A 17,395-nucleotide genomic window follows, 5' to 3' on the forward strand; every position below is an offset into this window, starting at 1 on the left:
GTGCACACGGCAGCCGCCCCCGTGACTCATCTCGTTCGCCCCACCCAAGGAAAGGAAGGGATCGACATGCGGCCCGAACCGCACCCTGCAATCGCCGGAGCCTCCCGCGAGATGGTGAAGCCGCTGGTCGGAGCGTTCAAGCGGGCCATCCGGCTCAGCCGGCCCACGGTGGGAACCGAGCACCTGCTCTTCGTACTTCTCACGGGCGAATCCGCGGCGAGCGAGCTGCTGGCTCCCAAGGCGCGCGTCAGCGGCCCGCTGATGGGGGTCATCGCAGCCAAGGACGACGTGCACTGGGCCAGCGAGGAGCGCGCCGCCGACCCGGCGTCCGCCGGCGACCCCGCGGTCGTGGCGTTGCTGCGCGAGGCGGAGTGGCTGGCGCGGCAGAGCACCGGCCGACGCGGGAAGCAGCACCCGGACGGCGGGCAGCCCCCGCCGGAAATCCAGCACCCACTGCCGACCGACGCGCTCGCCGCCGCGATCCGCCAGGCGTTCCTGCACGCTCACGAACGCGGCGTCTCCCAGGCGAACGCGACCCACATGCTCATGGGGCTCATTCACGATCCCGGCAACCGGGCCTGTGAGGCACTGCTCGAACGGCGGCTGGACCGGGACGAACTCATCGCCAGGCTCTCCGTGCACCCGAGCGCGCACCAGGACGGCACACCCCGTTCGGACGGCGTCGAGGGTCTGCGCAATCTGGGCGTGCTCAACCAGGGAGGCTGGAAGCTCTGGGGCGGCCTCGCCAGGGCTCTCACCAGTGGTGGCTTCGGGTCGCCGATCGTCCCCACGGTGCGCCAGGAGGCCAGGCGCCAGGCGGTTCGGCTCGGACATTCCAACGTGACCACCGTGCATCTGCTGCTCGCCATGCTCGCCCTCGACGACCAGCTCACCACCACCGGCCTCCGACTCCGCGACGGGCTGGAGCAGAACAACACCGCCGCCGAACTGCTGCGCGCCCAAGGGGTCACGCTGCCCGTCGCCGTCAATGCCGCCGAACTGGTCCCGGCGGAGCGAGGCGAGCCAGGTTCACCCGTTCCGCCCAAGCTGAGCGGTGGCGCCGAGCAGGCATTGACGCGCGCACGCCTGAACGCGAACGAGCGCAAGGACCCGTCCACCGGGACCACCCACCTGCTGACCGCGCTACTGGCGGACCCCGACGACCCGTGCAACGCGCTGCTCGCCGCCGTAGGCGTCGACACCGACAGACTCCGCCGGACACTCGGCCACAGTTGACAAGCCTTCAATGGGACTGGATCACCACCACGGACGGTTGCCGCATAACCGGGTCTACGGCCGTACGGTCGCGACCCGTTCCAGGACTCCACCGGCCGTATCCGGAACTGCTTTACCGATCCGGATTCGCCGGTTCCGATCAGCGGGCCGGCCTCTACCATCTGGAGATGCCTTACACAGCCGACCTCGCCACGCTCTTGGTCGACGGCCACCGTCGAACCAAGTGGAGGACCGAGTACATCATCGAATCAAGGGAACTCGCCCCTGCGGTACTGCCAACGGGACGCATCGTCGCCAGCGGCGGATACCCCTCCCGAGGTGACGCGCCGTTCGCCGCGACGATCCCGCCCGGGACCTATCCGATGTACGCATGGGTCGCGGTCATCAGGAGACGCCGAAAGGAGATCGATCGCCGCAATGCCGCACTGGAGTTGCGGATCAGTGAGGCCCCGACCGTGTCATGGGAGATGGCCCTCACTGAGAAGCAGTCGATCGACTCCCTCGACACCGACGACGATTACTTCGGCTTCGCGGTCGATTCCGGCTGCGCGACCATGACCGATGCCGAATCATGTGAAGCGCTGTGGAAATGGGATTTCAGCCGGTTCGAATCGGTCTACATTCCCCGGCCACTGCCTGACAAGCCTGTCCCGGGGTACGTGACGGCCGTGGTCGACCCTGCCACCGGAGCCAACCTTTCGGTGGTCGGGTCCGGATGGGGCGACGGCGCCTATCCGACGTTCATCGGACGCGACGCCGACGGCGGGATCTCCCGGTTCGTCGCCGACTTCATGCTCCTTTCCTGATCCTCCCCGGGAGAGCACCGTCAGACGGCCCCTTCTGGCGCCCTGGGCCGGGCCGCTTCATGGCGGCGAACGGCGGCGATCACGCGTCCTGGTAGACCTCCAGTTCGATGATGCGGGAGTAGTCGCCGCTGTTGGACGCGAGCGCGACGATGCGTACGGACGCGGTGGTGACGACCGGATCGGGCGAGATCTCCACCCGGCCCGTGGTGTTGCCGCGGACGCTCGACACCGTCGTCCACTCGCCGCCGCTGCCGAGCGTCTGGACGTCGAAGTCCTTCAGGCCGTTGCGGGCGGCGGGGTAGCGCGCGGAGTCCAGCGTGTACAGGACGATCCGGTCGATCGGCCGCGGGCCGCCGAACTCGACCGTGTAGGTGTCCGGGAACACCGTGCGCGTGCCGTCGTTCCAGCCGGTCCGCGTGGACCAGTCCTCGGAGTCGGTGTTGCCGTCCACGGCGCCGCAGACGCTGAAGTTGCCGTGCGTGGACGAGGCGCTGACGGGACCGCCGAGGGCGAGGTCGGCGCCCGGCCCGGACGGCTTCGGCGTGACCGTGACGGCCGCCTGCTGGCGTGGCCCGCGCGGACCCAGCCGCAGCGACACGCCGTGCGTCCCTCCGGCGGAGCCGAGCGGCGCGGAGACCTGCGCCCGGAGGACGACGTTGTCGTTCGGCGGCACGTAGGTCGAGATGACGTCATGCGAGGTGACGAGTGGACGCTCCGGCGTGATGAACACGTCGACGTACGCGCCTTCGGAGCCGGGGTTGGTGAGGTCGACCAGCAGCGGCCTGCCTCCGCACGGGGCGGCGAGCACGTCCAGCGTCCCGGACTGCACCGTCATCGTGACCGGCCCGCGTCCCTGCCTGGCGGCGGAGGCCGTGCCGCCGTACACGGCGACACCGGCGACCGCCGTGAACGATACGGCCAGCAGTGCGATGAGCTTGCGAACGCTCACTTGCGGTTCCCCTTCAGCGGCTCGGGAGGTTCGACTTCGGAGGCGGACAGGTACCTCTTGCCGCGTGCCGCGCTCTGGGAGTCGGCCTGCAGGCCGGGCTTGCCGTCCTCGACGGCGAAGCTCGCGCGGGTGAACACGGGCGCGCCGCGTTCCCGGACGTACGGGACGACGCGGTAGGACGCGTTCCAGGTGTCGGGCGTGACGTTGTACGTCATGTATCCGCGCTGCCCGTTGTAGAAGCGGATGTGGTCGTTGGCCGCGAGGAACTGCGAGCCGAACTCGTCCATGTCCGCCCCGTCCATGCCGGACGAGATGGACGAGCCGAGGAACTCCGTCGCGATCGTCGGAGATGCGGAGTCGTTGAAGTCCTGCTTGACGTTCGCGGCCATGCTGCGGTGGAAGTCGCCCGACAGCACGATCGGATTGCTGACCTTCCGCTCGACGATCCCGTTCAGCAACCGGTCCCGGGAGGGCTTGTACCCGTCCCACAGGTCCATCCCGAACGCCTGCCCGGGATCGGTGTTGAAGTCGACCTGCGACAGCATCATCTGCTGCGCCAGAACGTTCCATTTCGCCTGCGACTGTCCGAGGCCGCCCAGCAGCCACGCCTCCTGGGCGTCGCCGAGCAGCGTCCGGGACGGGTCCAGCCGCTGGTCGCAGTCGGTTTTGAGGCCGTCGCCGCATGCTTGGTCACTGCGGTACTGGCGGGTGTCAAGGACGCTGAACTCCAGCAGCTTGCCGAAGGTGAACCGGCGGTACAGCGACATGCTCTGACCGGACGGCTCCAGTGCCCGCAGTGGCATGTGCTCCCAGTACGCCCGGTACGCGTTGGCGCGGCGGACGAGGAAGTCCGCCGGCGGCGCCGACGGGTGGGCGAGGTCGGCGTAGTTGTCGACGACCTCGTGGTCGTCCCAGGTGACGATCCACGGTGCCATGGCGTGCGCCGCCTGCAGTTCCGGGTCGAGTTTGTAGAGGGCGTACCGGTCGCGATAGTCCGACAGGTGAATGGTGGGGGTGTGGAACTTGGCCGGCACCGGCGTGTCCGCCCTGCCGCCATTGGTCTGGACGCCGTATTCGTACAGGTAGTCGCCGAGATGAACGATCAGGTCGAGGTCTTCCTTGGCCAGGTGGCCGTACGCGGTGTAGTAACCGTCGAACCACGCCTGGCACGACACCATCCCGAAGGCGAACGCGCTCGCCGTCGCCCCGGGTGCGGGCGCGGTCTTGGTCCGTCCAGTCGGTGAGATCTCGCTGCCGGTCTGGAACCGGTAGAAGTACTCCCGTCCGGGCCGCAGGCCGCGCACGTCGACGTGCACCGAGTGCGCGTACTCCGGCCTCGCGGTCGCCGTCCCCTGCCGGACGACCCGGCGGAACCTCGCGTCCTCGGCGACCTGCCAGCGGACGGGGACGCGGTGCGGCTGCATGCCGCCGAGCGAGGCCAGTGGTTCCGGTGCCAGCCGCGTCCACAGGACGACCGAGTCGGGCAGCGGATCGCCGGACGCGATGCCGAGACTGAACGGATTCGCCTTGAACCTGGACACCTCACGGGTCACGGTCGACGGCTCTGCCTGCAACGGCCCGAACGCCAGTGCCAGCGCCCCGACCCCGGAGTACCCCAGGAAACGCCGCCTGCCCGGATCGCTCAAAGCAGGCCCGACCTCTACGTTTCTGCCCACCTACCGCTTCCCTTCCGTCAGTGGACCTCATCCTGGAATGAGTCCATATCAGGATCACCTGTTAGATTCACGCTAAGATAACGCCAAGATTGAGAAATGTCTCCCCCTTCGTGTTAACAATCCGGGGCGCGGAATCGGCAAGGTCATGAACGGCCCGGCGCCGCGCGGAAGCCCCACCTGCAGGCACCGGAAACTCGGCCGCCCTATGCGACCTGCGAATACTCATGAAGGAGGCCGCCGACTCGATCGCGTCGGATGGTCCTGGTCTCCGTGCTCGGCCGTGGGTGTTCGGTGTCGCGCCGATGATCGGCGGAGGTCACCAGGAGACGTCGGTCTCCCGCGACCACTCCGCTGGTTCGGCGACCCAGCCGGCGACGAGGACGAGGCCGGTCGGGCGGTGCCGGGCGAGGAACCCGAACGGCCGATCGAACACGGCGGCGAGCATGGGGGCCTCGGCTCCGGACGGCGCACCACCGGCCGCGACGGCGAAGGCGGTGACCGCGGCGGCCTTGAACCCTTCCGCGGTGAACGTGGCGTTGACGTCCTGCGCGCCCTGGCCGATCTTCAGCGGCGCCGGGCTGATCCGGGGGAAGTGCCCGCGCGAGGCGTCGGTGGAGACGGCCGACAGCCCGAACAGGCCGGGCTCGGACAGCAGATCGTGTTCGGCGGTGATGTCGAACCGGACGGTCGCCGTGCGCAGGATGGGCGTGGGGCCGTACGACGGGACGATCGTCAACGTCACGCCCGGCGCCATGCGGGCGACCGGCTCGGCGAGCAGGTCGGTGCCTTGCCGCAGCGTGTGCCGGCCGTCGAGTGCGTCCACTCCGGCCGCGAGCACCTCGCCCGCCGCACGTTCGGGCCCGCCCATCAGCAGGATCACGTCGACGTCGTCGACGCCCGCCACCGTGAGGAGGGTGAGCGGGCCGCCGGGCGTCTCGGCGAGCGCGAGCGGGCCGAGGTCGTCGCCGTTGCGGTACAGCCCGGCCAACTGCCTTCCGGCCCACGGGCTCTCTTGCGGCCGGAACGGGACGTCCTGGAACGGGTGCCGCCATTCGGTGTCCACGCTCAGCGCGGTCGCCAGCACCATGAGAGTGTCGGGCTTGATCTGCACCGGCATCCGCTGGAGCCGGCCGCGCGTGTACCGCTCGACCCACGCGTCCAGCCGCGCCTGGTCGGCTCCGGCGTCGCCGGTCAGCTCGCCGCGCGACCCGCCGGGCGCGGCGTCCAGCCACCACTGCTCCAGCGGCAGCCCGGCCCGGTTCCACAGCCCGAACGCGCCATCGACCGCGGTGCCGCGCGCCAGCACCTCCAGCAACTCCCGCGCGCCCTGATCGGCGACGGCGGCGTCGCAGCCCACGGCCTCCTGCAATTCGGCGCGCCCGGTGCCCTCCGCCGCGGCGGCCAGCAGCGCCAGCAGCGGCCAGAGCCCGGCGCCCGACAGCGCGCTCGTCTCCCCGGTGCAGGCGTGCCGCGCCCATCTGCCCGTCAGCTCGTTGGACGCCCGTACGACCTCGTGGATCACGCGCTCATCTCCCGCCCGCCGCGAATGGGCCGATGCTAGTGCGCCGCACGCACCGCCCACGAGCGGTCGTCCCTGCGCGACGACCGACCCCGGCGACGCTACAGCGAGCGCCACCCATCCACCGGGAAACGCGAAGCCCGAGCACCATCCGTCACTACGGGAATCCTCGAAAGGCTATGCCGGTGAAGTTGAGACAGACTCTCTCCGTATGAACCGCTACCATTACGTCGGCCCTGCCGAAATTCGCGAACAAGTTCGAACCAGCAGCAACGGACATCCGATCGCTTGTCACGGCGACCTCGCCGCCTGGCTGGAAGGTCGAACCCAGGACGATCGTGAGAACCCGTTCACCTTTGTCATCGATGTGACCACGACACTCGTGCTCGCGCCGCGCCGAAGTGAACACGTTGCTTGCGCGAACGGCGGCCCGGTGCTGAGCGCTGGGGAGATCACGTTCGCTCGCGAGCGAGGCCGATGGCTGGTCCATGAGATCAGTAACCAGTCCACCGGTTACTGTCCCGACGTCACGTCCTGGGCAGCGGTCGAGGCCGCCCTCGACCGCGCCGGCATCGATCACCCCCACGGCTTCACTCATCCGATCGACTTCCGCCGCTGCCTCCGATGCCGACAGCGCAACATCGTCAAAGACGATCACTTCGTCTGTGCTGTTTGCGAAGCACCACTGCCCAGCACTTGGAACGTGGCCGAACCAGACGACGAGGCCACCGGCTTCCTTCACGATGCCCCGAGTCCGATGGAACGAAGGAATCGCCGGCTTTGACGGTCCATCTGATACACCCAGCGGGAGACCACCTCTGCTGCGGTGCGCTTACTGGTCACTCGTCCGTGTGGAGGGAGGGAGAAAGCTCAGCAGATCCGTGCCGGCCGGGAGGTGTTGAGCGACAAGTTCCAGGGTGCGGCCCTCACTGCGCAGCGCCGCGTTGGCCTGCGTCGACGCGGCCACCGACGCGTGGTACCGCTCCGGTGGGACCGACGATGTCGAGCGCCTCTTCGATGAGGCGGTCGCCACCCTCCGCAGCTAGAGCGAGGGCGCGGTCAGGCGCGGTTGCGCGCGAAGATGACGGCTCCCGGGCCGTCCTCGTCCGGCCCGATGACCAGTTCGGCCTCGAGCGTGAACCCCGCGTCACGCAGCCAGCCCGCGATCTTGCTCGGCCGGCGGTGGTGACTGTCAACGTTGATCGGACGGCCCGTGTAGCCCTCGGAGGTATGCCGTGTCTCGTCACCGACGTGGAAGCCGACCAGTAGCGGACCCCCTGGGCGCAACACTCGGCGGAACTGCTCGAACACGCCGGGCATGGCGTGGTCGGGCACATGGATCACGGACCAGAACGCGAGTACGCCGGCGACCGAACCGTCCGCCAGGTCGAGGGCGGTCATCGTCCCGACCTCGAAGCGGAGGCCGGGGTGGTCCCGCCGCGCGATGGCGATCATCTCGGGCGAGATGTCGATGCCGAACGCGTCCACTCCGAGGTCGTGGAGATGGCCGGTGACGTAGCCCGGCCCACAGCCGACATCGGCGACCGGCCCGCCTCCGGCACCGTGGACCAACTCGGCGAACAACGCCAGGCTCGCGCGCAGGTAAGGCCTCTCACCCAGCAGGCCACGTACCTTCTCGGCGTATCCGGGCGCGTCGGTGTCGTACGAAGAGCGGGTATCGGACAGCCAGCTGTCGGGCATGGGCGACACGGTAGCCAATCTTCCCGCGTCACCTGCGGAGTTCGCAGTGAGGCGGGCGATCATCCTTCGTGGTCGGCCTCAAGCACTGTCATCGTCCAGGGGGCGTCCCATGGCCGCGGCGAACGGCAGGCAGAGGACGGCGATTCCGCCGCCGACCAGCATCAGCCGGGGCCAGGGATTGCTGCTCCTGCTCTCCCATACCTCGGCCTCGACGGCGTCCGTACGGCCTCTCGGGTCGTAACGCACGGGAACGAGACCGTCGGGCCCTCTGGTCAGGCGCTTGGTCGTCAGATCGGCTTTCTGCCCTCCCGGGCACCGCAGCCGCCATCGTTTGTCGTTCTCGCTCGGCGGGGGGAGTTGCTGCTCGAACGTGCATTCGGCGTCGATTCCATTGTGACGCAGCAAGTAGGTGTTGGTCTCCAGTCCGAGGCCGATCCCGAACACGAGTGCACCGAAGGTCCCCAGGAACAGGGCGGCACAACCGACCGGGGAGTCGCGGACGTACCAGAACGTGGCGCAGCCGCAGAACAGCGCCGCGATGACGATGACGAGCATGCCGAGGCCGTCCCGGCCCAAGCCCTCGTCCACCCATGCCCCGAGTACCGCCAGACCGAAGGTCCCGGCGACGACCGCCGCCGCTCGGAGATACACCCTGTCAAGCACCCTGGGAGCCTTTCGTCCCGAACACGGTCGAACCGATCCTCAGGCTCGGACGGTTGCCTGGGGCCGTCCGTTCCGAGCAGGCGACCCGAATGCAAGATGTCCGGCTCCGTGAACGCGGGAAGAGGACCAGGAGTTCAGGTAAGAGTCGCGAAGGTCTGTCCTCCGGCCATCGACTCCAAGCCGTCAGACGTCGAAGCGCTGCCGAGCACCCTCGATGTGACCGATGTGCTGGTGCGTCCAGTCGCAGATCAGGTCGACCGTGGCCCGCAGGCCTTGACCCGGCTGGGTGAGGGTGTACTCGACCCGCGGCGGGACGGTCGGGTACACCTTCCGCTCGGCCAGCCCGTTGCGTTCCAGCATGCGCAGGTTCTGGGTCAGCATCTTGTGGCTGATGCCCTCGACCTCGTTCCGCAGTTCGCTGAAGCGCAGGGTGCGCTCACCGAGCGCCTCGATGATCAGCAGCGCCCATTTGTTGGCGACATCCGAGAAGATCTCCCGCGCCAGGGAGTCCGCGCGCCTCAGGTCCGCGTCGTCGGAGGAGCCCGTGAACTGCTTGGTCACCATCTGGTTCCCCTGTCACTGAAAAGTGCGTTCTTCCATGTCAGCGCTCACTCTCCTATGGTTCCCGGGTAACCACAAGTGAGTACGGGGCGGCCCGCCACGGCTCGCCGCCTCCGCGCTCCCTACCCGATGAAGCAATGAGGAGATCGTGTGGCTGTTCAGCTCATCAACCCTGACAGGCATGTCCAAGTCCCGCTCTACCACCACGTCGCGGTGGCGACGGGGAGCAGGCAGGTTCATATCGCTGGGCAGGTGGCCTGGGACGAGAACGGCGAGCTCGTGGCACCCGGTGATCTCGCCGGGCAGGTGGCCCAGGTCTACCGCAACCTCGCCAAGGCACTCGACGCCGCGGGAGCGACGTTCCACGACGTGGTCCGGGTCACCTGGTACGCCGCAGGCTGGAAGAGGGAGATGTACGACGCCTTCAACGCCGGCGTTGAACAGGCGGCCCGCGAGTTCGATATGGCCACCCCGCCGGCCGCGCTGATCGGGGTCGACATCCTCTTCGAGCCCGGCATCCTCATCGAGGCCGAAGCCACCGCGATCATCGACTGAGGACGGCCGCGGTCGTGATCGAGGTCGTCCAGGAGCCCTTCTCCGGCCTGTGCGCGGTTCCTCGTTCGCCTAGAGGAGGGTGTGCAGGTCGGTAAGGATTTCGGAGGCGGTCACCGGGTGGAGGTCGCCGAACAGGAGGGACGTGTCGTCGTCACGTATGCCGAAGTAGGCGTCTTCGGGCCGCGCCCGGAGCTGGACGCCGTCGATGGTCTGGTCGCCCATGCCGTCGGGGTTGCCTACAGGGAGGCCGGGGTCGAGATCGATGACGACGTGGCGGCCGGGGCCGACTCGGCGGGAGATCCAGCATTCGATGCCCGCGTCCTGCGGCACGCCCCGCTCCCAGCCGCGTCCGGTCAGGCCGAGGATGGCGTGGGCCGGAACCTTCAGGCCCGCCAGGCGATCCAGGTGTCCGGCCTCGCGTTCGGCGTCGGTGAGGGTGTGGACGGTACGGCCCAGCTGCGGGAACGGCTGCAGGATCTCGTAGTCGGCGAGCAGTTCGCTCCAGGCGGGGACGGTGCCACCGAGGTCGAGCGGGTGGGCGACGCCGATCTCGGCCTGTCCGGGGAGGGTGACGGAGTCGTCGGCGGCATCGGCGTAGGTGCCGTCCTCGGCGACGCGGAAGGCGGTCGTCCGGCCTTCGTGTTCGGCGAGCCAGACCAGGCGTCGCACGAGATGGCGGATCAGCGGGTGCCCGGCGAGGAGGTCGCCGAATTCCCCCAGGGGCCAGCGGTGGCGGGTGACCATGGCCGTTTCGAGGCGGGAGATCCGGTCGGCGGCGATGGTGCGGACGTCCTTCTTCAGGGCCGAGAAGCGTTTGTAGGCCGCGGGAGCCAGCTCGGGATCGTCCTTGGCGCCCGGCTTCGGCAGGGCCTTGCGTGCCGTGCCGTCCTCGTCGGTGACCGTCGGCCTGAGCCGCTCGTCGAACCCGGCCGTGAAGCGGCGCGGGCCGTAGTCGAGGGTGAGGGTGCCAGCGGCGTCCAGGCCGAAGTCGGGGACGAGCCGGTCGGCGAGCTGGTCGGCGGTCAGCTCGAGCTCGGCCGCGACCTCCCCGATCATCTGCTGGGCGCGCTGCTTGAGCGCCTTGAACTTCACCCGCTGCGCGATCGCGTGCAGGTGCATGAGCGCGGTGTCGGTGCCGATCGCGGCCAGGACGTCCAGGCCGGTCACCGCCTTGGCGTGGCCGCCGTCCCCCGGCCATGCCCGGATCACCGGGGTGAGGCGGCGGACGGTCTCGTCGTCGCCGGTCAGAGCGAGCTGGGTGAGCGCCCAGCCGTCCTTGGACGGGGCACCCCACGTTTCCCACCAGCGGAACAGGGCCCAGCCGAACTCGGCGAGCGACGCCGGATCGCACAGCTCGCGGACGGTCTGGACGCCCGCGTACGCGTCACGAGGGCCGGACATCGCCAGCATCGTCAGGACGTGCCGGGTGGCATCGTGAGGGAGGGCGTGCGTGCGGCCGCGCAGGAGGATCTGCGGGAGCACGCGCGGGTCGGCCCAGTCGGCGGCCGGGATCTTCCCGGGCAGGTTGTCGAGCGGGTCGGCGGCGAGCATGGCCTCGATCGCGGCGGCGGCCCTGTCGCCGTGCACGCGGGCGGCCTCGCTGATCGGCTCCGCGCCGTGCCGCCCGGCGAGCAGGCGCAGGGCCGTCTCGGCGGCGCGGCGGGAGGTGCCGGCCTTGCCGAGCGCGTCCGGGATGAGCGCGGGGACGGCGGCGAGGCCATGGCGGGTGAACCAGGCGCGGGCCGTCCGCCCGGCGGTCTTGAGGCGGGCGAGCCAGTCGGCCATGGTTCGAGCGATCTCGTCGGTGAGCAGCGGCAGCAGGATCCCGGCGGCGCCGGCGGGGTTGCGGCGAGCGGCGAACAGGGCCGCGTCGGCGGCGTCGGTCTCGAAGCGGGCGACGATGACCCGCATCCAGTCGGCCGGATCCCAGGCGTCCGGGGGTTCCCAGCCGTCGAGCAGCGGGCGCACCAGCTCCTCCGGGCCCTTGACGAAGAGCACGGGCTCCTGGTGCTTCACCAGCGTTCCGGACGCGAACCGCGCCGCCTGCTCCTCGGGGTCGAGCCGGTCGGCCCATCGCCACAGGAACGGCTCCTCGGCCAGCCACGCCTCGCGCTCGCCCGGCTCCCAGGTGGCGGCGCGGGCACCGGACGAGGTCAGGCCCTTGATGACGACCGGCTTGGTCTTCGGGCGGGTCCGGGTCCACGGCGGCTCGGCCAGCAGCGGTGGCAGGTCCTTGGCCTGCGGGAGGTGTGTGTCCGTGTCCAGGGTCTCCCGGATCGCCGTCTGGGCGGCGGCGGGTAGGCCGGGGAGCATCTCCCCGGCGAGTTCGGGGTGAGCGCGGACGTGCGCGGACAGCAGGTCGGCGGCCTGCGGGGCGGCCGCCTGTGGCAGCAGGCGCATCGCGCGGGCCGGGAAGCGGCGGGCGGCGTCCAGCACGGCGGACGGGACGGCGTGGCGGCCCGCCCGGTCGGCGAGCGCCCGGAACGCCTCGTCCGAAGGCAGCGCGGCGAGCACGTCCAGAACGGTTCGCAGCACGTCGGCGCCGACGTACTCCTCGTCGGCGGCTTCGATGAGCAGCGGCACGAGGGGCTCGAACCCGATCCCGTTGATCAGCGACGCGATGACATCCAGGCCGCGGTTGGTGTAGTCGAGCGGATCGGTCAAGGCGGTGAGCTGGTGCGGCTCGCCGAGCGCGCACAGCAGCATCCAGCGCGCGCCGTCGCCGGTGGCCCGGGGGAGGACCGGTTCCCTGCACAGCTCCTGGACCCAGTCGCCGCGGGTCGGCGCGAGGTAGGCCCCGACCAGCCGCTGCAGCAGGTGCTCGCGCCGCCGTCCGAGGCCCTCGACGGCCTCGGCGTACACGTCGTCGGGGGCGGCGGCGAGGTGGGTGCGCAGCCACCGGGCGGTCTCGCGGCTCAGTACCCAGGGGCTCCCTGTCTCCACTACCGGCCCGTACCGGATGCCGTTCCACCGGCGCTCCATGCCGACGACGTCGAAGTCGGCATGGATACCGCCCATCTCCACGAACGCCGCGGCGGCGAAGGGGAGGCCGTGCTCGGCCACCCACACCGACGCGAACAGGCGGTCGTCCTTGCGCTCCAGCTCGTTCAGGACGGCGGCGAGCATGGCGACCGCCGCCGCGCCGCGCGGGGCGGGGTCGCCGCGCAGGTGGGCGCGGGCCTCATCGGCGACCGGCGGCGGGGTGCCGGTCAGCGCGAGGATGTCCTCGATCTCGTCCCGGACACCGTCCACCAACTGCAGCACGCGTTCGGCGGCGCCCGTGGCGGGCGCGGGCGGCGCCAGGACTCCTGGCCGGTCGCGGCGCGGGTGGTGGACGCGGTGCCAGCTGTCCGGCACGACGAGGGCTTCCTCAGCGGAGCCCGCAGGGTCGGTCATAACGACGTACCGTAGAGGAGGTCACCGACAAGATCGCTAAGACCTGCCCATTTCCATGGTCGTGGACCCGTGCGACCAGGGGCACTCGTGGCGGCCGACTCCATGGACGGCGGGGCAGGTTCCTCTGCAGGACGGCGACCATCCCCGAAACGGTCGCTGATCGCGCAGCAAAGCCCCAGCTCACAGCCTGAAGCCCGGTTCCCGGGCCGAACAGGCTCTCTCCTGTTCGGACCGGACCGGAACAGAAAGTTCCAGGCGCGCGTCCGATGGGTCGGACCGGGTGATCACCCGCCCGGCGACGCGCTCGATCCCGTCAGCGCCTCGGAACTCCTGACCGTCCCGGCCGCCCTGACCCTGGAGAACCCATGACCTCCGACCGGATTCCCGCCGTCCTCGTCGACCCGCCATGGCTGCTGCGGCTACGCGAATACGAAGCGGCGAAGAAGGCCGAACGGGCCGCCAAGCGGGCCGCCGCAGGGAAGCCGCCGCAGATGGCGGGGCTGACGCCGCCAGGCGACCGCGTCGTCTCCTGGACTCCGGAACTGCGGAGGCGCTACCACATCGATAAGCCCAGCTCCGGCGACGCGCCTTACCTGGTCCGTTCCCATGGCTGGGAGCATCTCGTCGACCTCTATGAGAAGAGCGAGCTGAGCACGTCCCTCCAGTGGTCCATGTTCCTGCACGCACCCGAGGAACTCGTCCGCCCGCTGCTTCCGGGCTGGCGGCCGGCTCCCACCGGCTGGCACATGCAGAGCGACATCTCGGGAATCCTCAGCCGCTTCGAGTGCGAGGCCCTGGACGCCGTTCTCGCCGAGGTGCGGTCCCGGCCCCAGGACAACGGCGACTCGCTACTGCCGTTCCGCGACGTACAGATCGCGCGGCTCATGGCGGACTGGCTGCACCGGCTCAAGTCCGCACGGGAGATCGCGGAGAAGTGGTTCGACCTGCACGGTGCGGCCGCCGTCCCGTTCCTGGTCCCGGACGCCCTCGGAACCGGGAAGGCCCTGCGCGACCGTGCCGTCACCGCGCTCACCGCCCTGGCCGGGAAGCTCGGCGCGGAGCGGGTCGTCGAGGCCGCCCGCCACCACGGGGACGAGGCCGCCGAGGCGGTCGCCCTGCTGCTCTCTGTGGCATCCCCAGCGGCGGTCCCCGCCGGCCTGCCGGAGCGCCCCGCCCAGCCGCCGAAACTCCCGTGGCTCGACCGGAACGTACTGCCCGAACTACGGCTGCGCGACGGGTCGGTACTGCCGCTGGAGATCGTCGAGAACGTCATCGGCGGGCTCTCCCTCTCGTACGGGGCTTTGTGGGACACGCCGGCCCAGCTCCCCGGCGGGATCGCCGAAGCGCTGGAGGCGTTGGAGCCCCGGTCCCTGGCCGCGTTCGGCTGGGCGCTGTTCGACGCCTGGCTGGGAGCCCGCACGCCCTCGCGCAGCGGCTGGGTGATCGACCAGTTCATCTGGACCGCCGATGACACGACCGTCGCGCGGCTCGGCGACGTTCTGGGCCGGTGGCCCGGCGCGGGCGGCACCGACAAGCACGCGATCGGCGTCCTCGGCTGGATCGCCACCGACGCGGCGCTGCGCGAGCTGCACCGCACCGCGCTCCGCGGCCGCCCGCCCGGCCGTGTCGCCGCCGCCGAGGAACGCCTTCGGCACGCCGCGACCTCCCGCGGGCTCTCCGCCGGCGAGCTCGCCGACCGCATCGTCGACGACCTCGGCCTGGAAGGGGACGGGTCCCTCCTGCTCGACTACGGACCCCGGCGATTCACCGTCGAGTTCGACGCCTCCCTCGTCCCGTACGTGACCGATGACGGCGGCGGGCGCCGCACCATGGCGCCGCGGCCCGCCGCCAAGGACGACCCGGTACTGGCGACCGCCGCATACGAGCGGTTCACCGAACTGCGCAAGGGCGCCCGTGCCCTCGGCCGCGATCAGGTCAACCGGCTGGAACACCACATGGTGAACGGCCACCGCTGGAACGGCGCGGACTTCCGGCGGTTCGTGCTCGGCCACCCGCTGCTGTGGCGAATCGCGAGCGGGCTGGTGTGGTGCGCCGGCGGAATCCCGTTCCGCATCGCCGAGGACCGCACGCTCGCCGACGTCGACGACACGGCCTTCACCGCCGGCGACGACGCCACGGTCACCATCGCCCACCCGGCCGCGCTCGGGCCGGACGCGGTCGCCGCCTGGACGGCGATCTTCGGCGACTACCTGATCACCCAGCCGTTCCCGCAGCTCGGCCGGCCGGTCGACACGCTCACCGAGGAGGAGCGCCGCACCGGCGAGCTCGCCCGGTTCACCGGGCGCACCGTCCCCGTCGGCGCACTCCTCGGGCTCACCCGCAAGGGCTGGAGACGCGGCCCCGTCGAGGACGGCGGCGTCGAGTACACCCTTCACCGCTACCTCCCGGGCTCTGACCTGGTGATCAGGCTGAGTCCGGGCATCGTGGCGGGGAGGGTCCACACCTTCCCCGAACAGCGGCTGGAGTCGGTCGCGTTCGAGTCCCCGCCCGGCACCCCCGGCGACCCGGTGCCCATCTCGGAACTCCTGGTGGACCTGGCGGCCCTGATGTGATCCCAAAGTGGCCGCCCGTCCTGGTCGTCTGGGGCCAGAACGACGAGATCTTCGGGCCGGACGGCGCCAGGGCCTTCACCCGCGACCTGCCCGACGCCGAGATCCACCTCCTCGACGCCGGCCACTTCGCCCTCGCGACCCACGGCCCCGAGATCGCCGACCTGATCCGCGACTTCCTCGGCCGCAAGCTCACCGCGGCCTGACCGCCGATTCCGGTGACCGGGCGCGCCCGGCGGCAGACGACCGGGGATTCCAGGGAAGATGCACGAACCGACAGGTCGCGTTGAACGAGAGGCAGGCGTTGTGGACGAGTTCGATGTCGTGGTGGTGGGGGCCGGGCCGACGGGGGAGAACCTGGCGGAACGGGCGCACGCCGGCGGGCTGAGCGTGGCGATCGTGGAGGCCGAGCTGGTCGGCGGGGAGTGCTCGTACTGGGCGTGCATGCCCAGCAAGGCACTGCTGCGCCCGGCCGCCGCGCTGGCGGACGCGCGGCGCCTGCCCGGCGCACGCGAGGCGGTCAGCGGAGGTCTGGACGCGGCGGCGGTCCTCAAGCGCCGGGACGAATTCGCCGCGCACTGGAAGGACGACGGCCAGGTCGGCTGGCTGGAGAGCGCGGGCCTGGTGCTGGTACGCGGCCACGGCCGGCTGGACGGGCCCAAGCGTGTCGCCGTGCGGACTCCCGAGGGCGGGCGACGGGTGCTGACCGCCCGGCATGCCGTCGCGGTGTGCACGGGCACCCGCGCGGCGCTGCCCGATCTGCCGGGACTGGCCGAGGCGCGCCCCTGGACCAGCCGTGAGGCGACCGCGTCCGCGCAGGTGCCGCCGCGACTGGCCGTGGTCGGCGGCGGCGTGGTGGCGTGCGAGATGGCCACGGCCTGGCGGGCGCTCGGCAGCGAAGTGGTGCTGCTGGTGCGCGGATCAGGGCTGCTGCCGCGGATGGAGCCGTTCGCCGGGGAACTGGTGACCGAGAGCCTGCGGGCGTCGGGAGTGGAGGTGCGGTTCGGTACGTCGGTCACCGCGGTGCGCCGCGACGGATCGCTGACGCTCACGCTGGAGGGCGGCGAGACGGTGACCGCGGATGAGGTGCTGTTCGCCACCGGCCGGGTGCCGGCCACCGCCGACCTCGGGCTCGAGACGGTCGGCCTGGAGCCGGGCCGGCCGGTCGAGGTCGACTCCACCGGGCTGGCGGCCGGCGTCCCGGACGGGTGGCTGTACGCGGCCGGGGACGTCAACGGCCGTGCCCTGCTCACCCACCAGGGCAAGTACCAGGGACGCGTCTTCGGCGGAGTGATCGCCGACCGCGCCGCCGCCCGCCCGCTGGACATCGCCGACTGGGGACGCAGCGTGGCCACCGCGGACGAGCGGGCCGTACCGCAGGTCGTCTTCACCGATCCCGAAGCCGTCTCCGTCGGCCTCACCCTTCAGCAGGCGACCCGTGACGGACGCCGGGTGCGGGCGGTCGACTACGACATGGGCAACCTGGCCGGTGCCGCCCTGCACGCCGACGGCTACCAGGGCCGTGCCCGTGCGGTGGTGGACCTCGACCGCGAGACGCTCCTCGGCGCCACCTTCGTCGGGGCGGGCGTCGCCGAACTGCTCCACTCGGCCACGATCGCCGTCACCGCCGAGGTCCCCCTCTCCCGCCTGTGGCACGCCGTCCCCTCGTTCCCCACTCTCAGCGAGGTCTGGCTCCGGCTCCTGGAGACCTACCGCGACTGAGCCCCGAACCCGTCCGCGTCGGCCCTCGACGCGGACGGGCG

General features: G+C 70.8%; 14 protein-coding genes. 7 read left to right on the forward strand and 7 right to left on the reverse strand.

From position 1 onward, the window contains the following. Window positions 1-66: 66 nt before the first annotated feature. Together ACH34Q_RS22275 and ACH34Q_RS22280 are read left to right on the forward strand one after the other, a co-directional pair. Complete coding sequence (locus ACH34Q_RS22275) at window positions 67-1,236, forward strand: Clp protease N-terminal domain-containing protein (RefSeq protein ID WP_395984935.1); 1,170 nt, start codon at window positions 67-69, stop codon at window positions 1,234-1,236. 197 nt (window positions 1,237-1,433) lie between these two features. Then, window positions 1,434-2,042, forward strand: a complete 609-nt coding sequence (locus ACH34Q_RS22280; protein ID WP_395984936.1) for a DUF4241 domain-containing protein — start codon at window positions 1,434-1,436, stop codon at window positions 2,040-2,042. A 79-nt stretch (window positions 2,043-2,121) separates the two neighbouring features. Here ACH34Q_RS22280 and ACH34Q_RS22285 read toward each other — a convergent pair whose 3' ends face one another. The 3 genes from ACH34Q_RS22285 to ACH34Q_RS22295 form a co-directional block, all read right to left on the reverse strand. Further along, on the reverse strand, window positions 2,122-2,991 hold the full coding sequence (locus ACH34Q_RS22285) for a discoidin domain-containing protein (RefSeq protein WP_395984937.1): 870 nt from the start codon (window positions 2,989-2,991) through the stop codon (window positions 2,122-2,124). Beyond that, the gene (locus ACH34Q_RS22290; protein WP_395984938.1) at window positions 2,988-4,667 is read right to left on the reverse strand and encodes an alkaline phosphatase D family protein; all 1,680 of its coding nucleotides are present in this window, start codon (window positions 4,665-4,667) and stop codon (window positions 2,988-2,990) included. Before ACH34Q_RS22290 ends, ACH34Q_RS22285 begins: the two co-directional genes overlap by 4 nt. Window positions 4,668-4,983: 316 nt before the next feature. Continuing rightward, window positions 4,984-6,189, reverse strand: a complete 1,206-nt coding sequence (locus tag ACH34Q_RS22295; protein WP_395984939.1) for a serpin family protein — start codon at window positions 6,187-6,189, stop codon at window positions 4,984-4,986. Window positions 6,190-6,397: 208 nt separating this feature from the next. On the opposite strand from ACH34Q_RS22295, the gene ACH34Q_RS22300 reads away from it, so the two are divergent. Next, complete coding sequence (locus tag ACH34Q_RS22300) at window positions 6,398-6,970, forward strand: hypothetical protein (RefSeq protein ID WP_395984940.1); 573 nt, start codon at window positions 6,398-6,400, stop codon at window positions 6,968-6,970. 275 nt (window positions 6,971-7,245) lie between these two features. Here ACH34Q_RS22300 and ACH34Q_RS22305 read toward each other — a convergent pair whose 3' ends face one another. From ACH34Q_RS22305 to ACH34Q_RS22315, 3 genes are all read right to left on the reverse strand, one after another. Further along, window positions 7,246-7,887 (reverse strand): class I SAM-dependent methyltransferase, encoded by a 642-nt coding sequence (locus ACH34Q_RS22305; protein WP_395984941.1) that lies wholly within the window; start codon window positions 7,885-7,887, stop codon window positions 7,246-7,248. 78 nt (window positions 7,888-7,965) lie between these two features. Further along, window positions 7,966-8,550 (reverse strand): hypothetical protein, encoded by a 585-nt coding sequence (locus ACH34Q_RS22310; RefSeq protein WP_395984942.1) that lies wholly within the window; start codon window positions 8,548-8,550, stop codon window positions 7,966-7,968. Between the two features lie 183 nt (window positions 8,551-8,733). Continuing rightward, a complete protein-coding gene (locus ACH34Q_RS22315; RefSeq protein WP_395984943.1) occupies window positions 8,734-9,114 on the reverse strand; it encodes a winged helix-turn-helix transcriptional regulator in 381 nt (126 codons plus the stop codon). 147 nt (window positions 9,115-9,261) lie between these two features. Here ACH34Q_RS22315 and ACH34Q_RS22320 point away from each other — a divergent pair, with 147 nt between their 5' ends. Beyond that, on the forward strand, window positions 9,262-9,666 hold the full coding sequence (locus ACH34Q_RS22320; protein ID WP_395984944.1) for a RidA family protein: 405 nt from the start codon (window positions 9,262-9,264) through the stop codon (window positions 9,664-9,666). 69 nt (window positions 9,667-9,735) lie between these two features. Here the strand turns inward: ACH34Q_RS22320 and ACH34Q_RS22325 are convergent, their stop codons facing one another. Beyond that, complete coding sequence (locus ACH34Q_RS22325) at window positions 9,736-13,062, reverse strand: DUF4132 domain-containing protein (RefSeq protein WP_395984945.1); 3,327 nt, start codon at window positions 13,060-13,062, stop codon at window positions 9,736-9,738. A 365-nt stretch (window positions 13,063-13,427) separates the two neighbouring features. Between ACH34Q_RS22325 and ACH34Q_RS22330 the strand changes: the two genes are divergently transcribed. The 3 genes from ACH34Q_RS22330 to ACH34Q_RS22340 all read left to right on the forward strand — a co-directional run bounded on the left by ACH34Q_RS22330 (window position 13,428) and on the right by ACH34Q_RS22340 (window position 17,354). Then, window positions 13,428-15,635, forward strand: a complete 2,208-nt coding sequence (locus ACH34Q_RS22330; protein ID WP_395984946.1) for a DUF4132 domain-containing protein — start codon at window positions 13,428-13,430, stop codon at window positions 15,633-15,635. Continuing rightward, on the forward strand, window positions 15,632-15,838 hold the full coding sequence (locus ACH34Q_RS22335; RefSeq protein ID WP_395984947.1) for an alpha/beta fold hydrolase: 207 nt from the start codon (window positions 15,632-15,634) through the stop codon (window positions 15,836-15,838). The genes ACH34Q_RS22330 and ACH34Q_RS22335 overlap by 4 nt, the downstream gene beginning before the upstream one ends. 100 nt (window positions 15,839-15,938) lie before the next feature. Next, on the forward strand, window positions 15,939-17,354 hold the full coding sequence (locus ACH34Q_RS22340) for a dihydrolipoyl dehydrogenase family protein (protein WP_395984948.1): 1,416 nt from the start codon (window positions 15,939-15,941) through the stop codon (window positions 17,352-17,354). The last annotated feature ends 41 nt before the right edge of the window (window positions 17,355-17,395 follow it).

The organism is Actinomadura sp. 9N407 (assembly GCF_044326315.1).
GTDB lineage: Bacteria > Actinomycetota > Actinomycetes > Streptosporangiales > Streptosporangiaceae > Spirillospora.

Bases quoted from the DNA above. Each gene is read 5' to 3' on its own strand.
- ACH34Q_RS22275 (WP_395984935.1), top strand. From the start codon at position 67: ATGCGGCCCGAACCGCACCCTGCAATCGCCGGAGCCTCCCGCGAGATG.
- ACH34Q_RS22300 (WP_395984940.1), top strand. From the start codon at position 6,398: ATGAACCGCTACCATTACGTCGGCCCTGCCGAAATTCGCGAACAAGTT.
- ACH34Q_RS22305 (WP_395984941.1), bottom strand. From the start codon at position 7,887: ATGCCCGACAGCTGGCTGTCCGATACCCGCTCTTCGTACGACACCGAC.
- ACH34Q_RS22315 (WP_395984943.1), bottom strand. From the start codon at position 9,114: ATGGTGACCAAGCAGTTCACGGGCTCCTCCGACGACGCGGACCTGAGG.
- ACH34Q_RS22325 (WP_395984945.1), bottom strand. From the start codon at position 13,062: ATGACCGACCCTGCGGGCTCCGCTGAGGAAGCCCTCGTCGTGCCGGAC.
- ACH34Q_RS22330 (WP_395984946.1), top strand. From the start codon at position 13,428: ATGACCTCCGACCGGATTCCCGCCGTCCTCGTCGACCCGCCATGGCTG.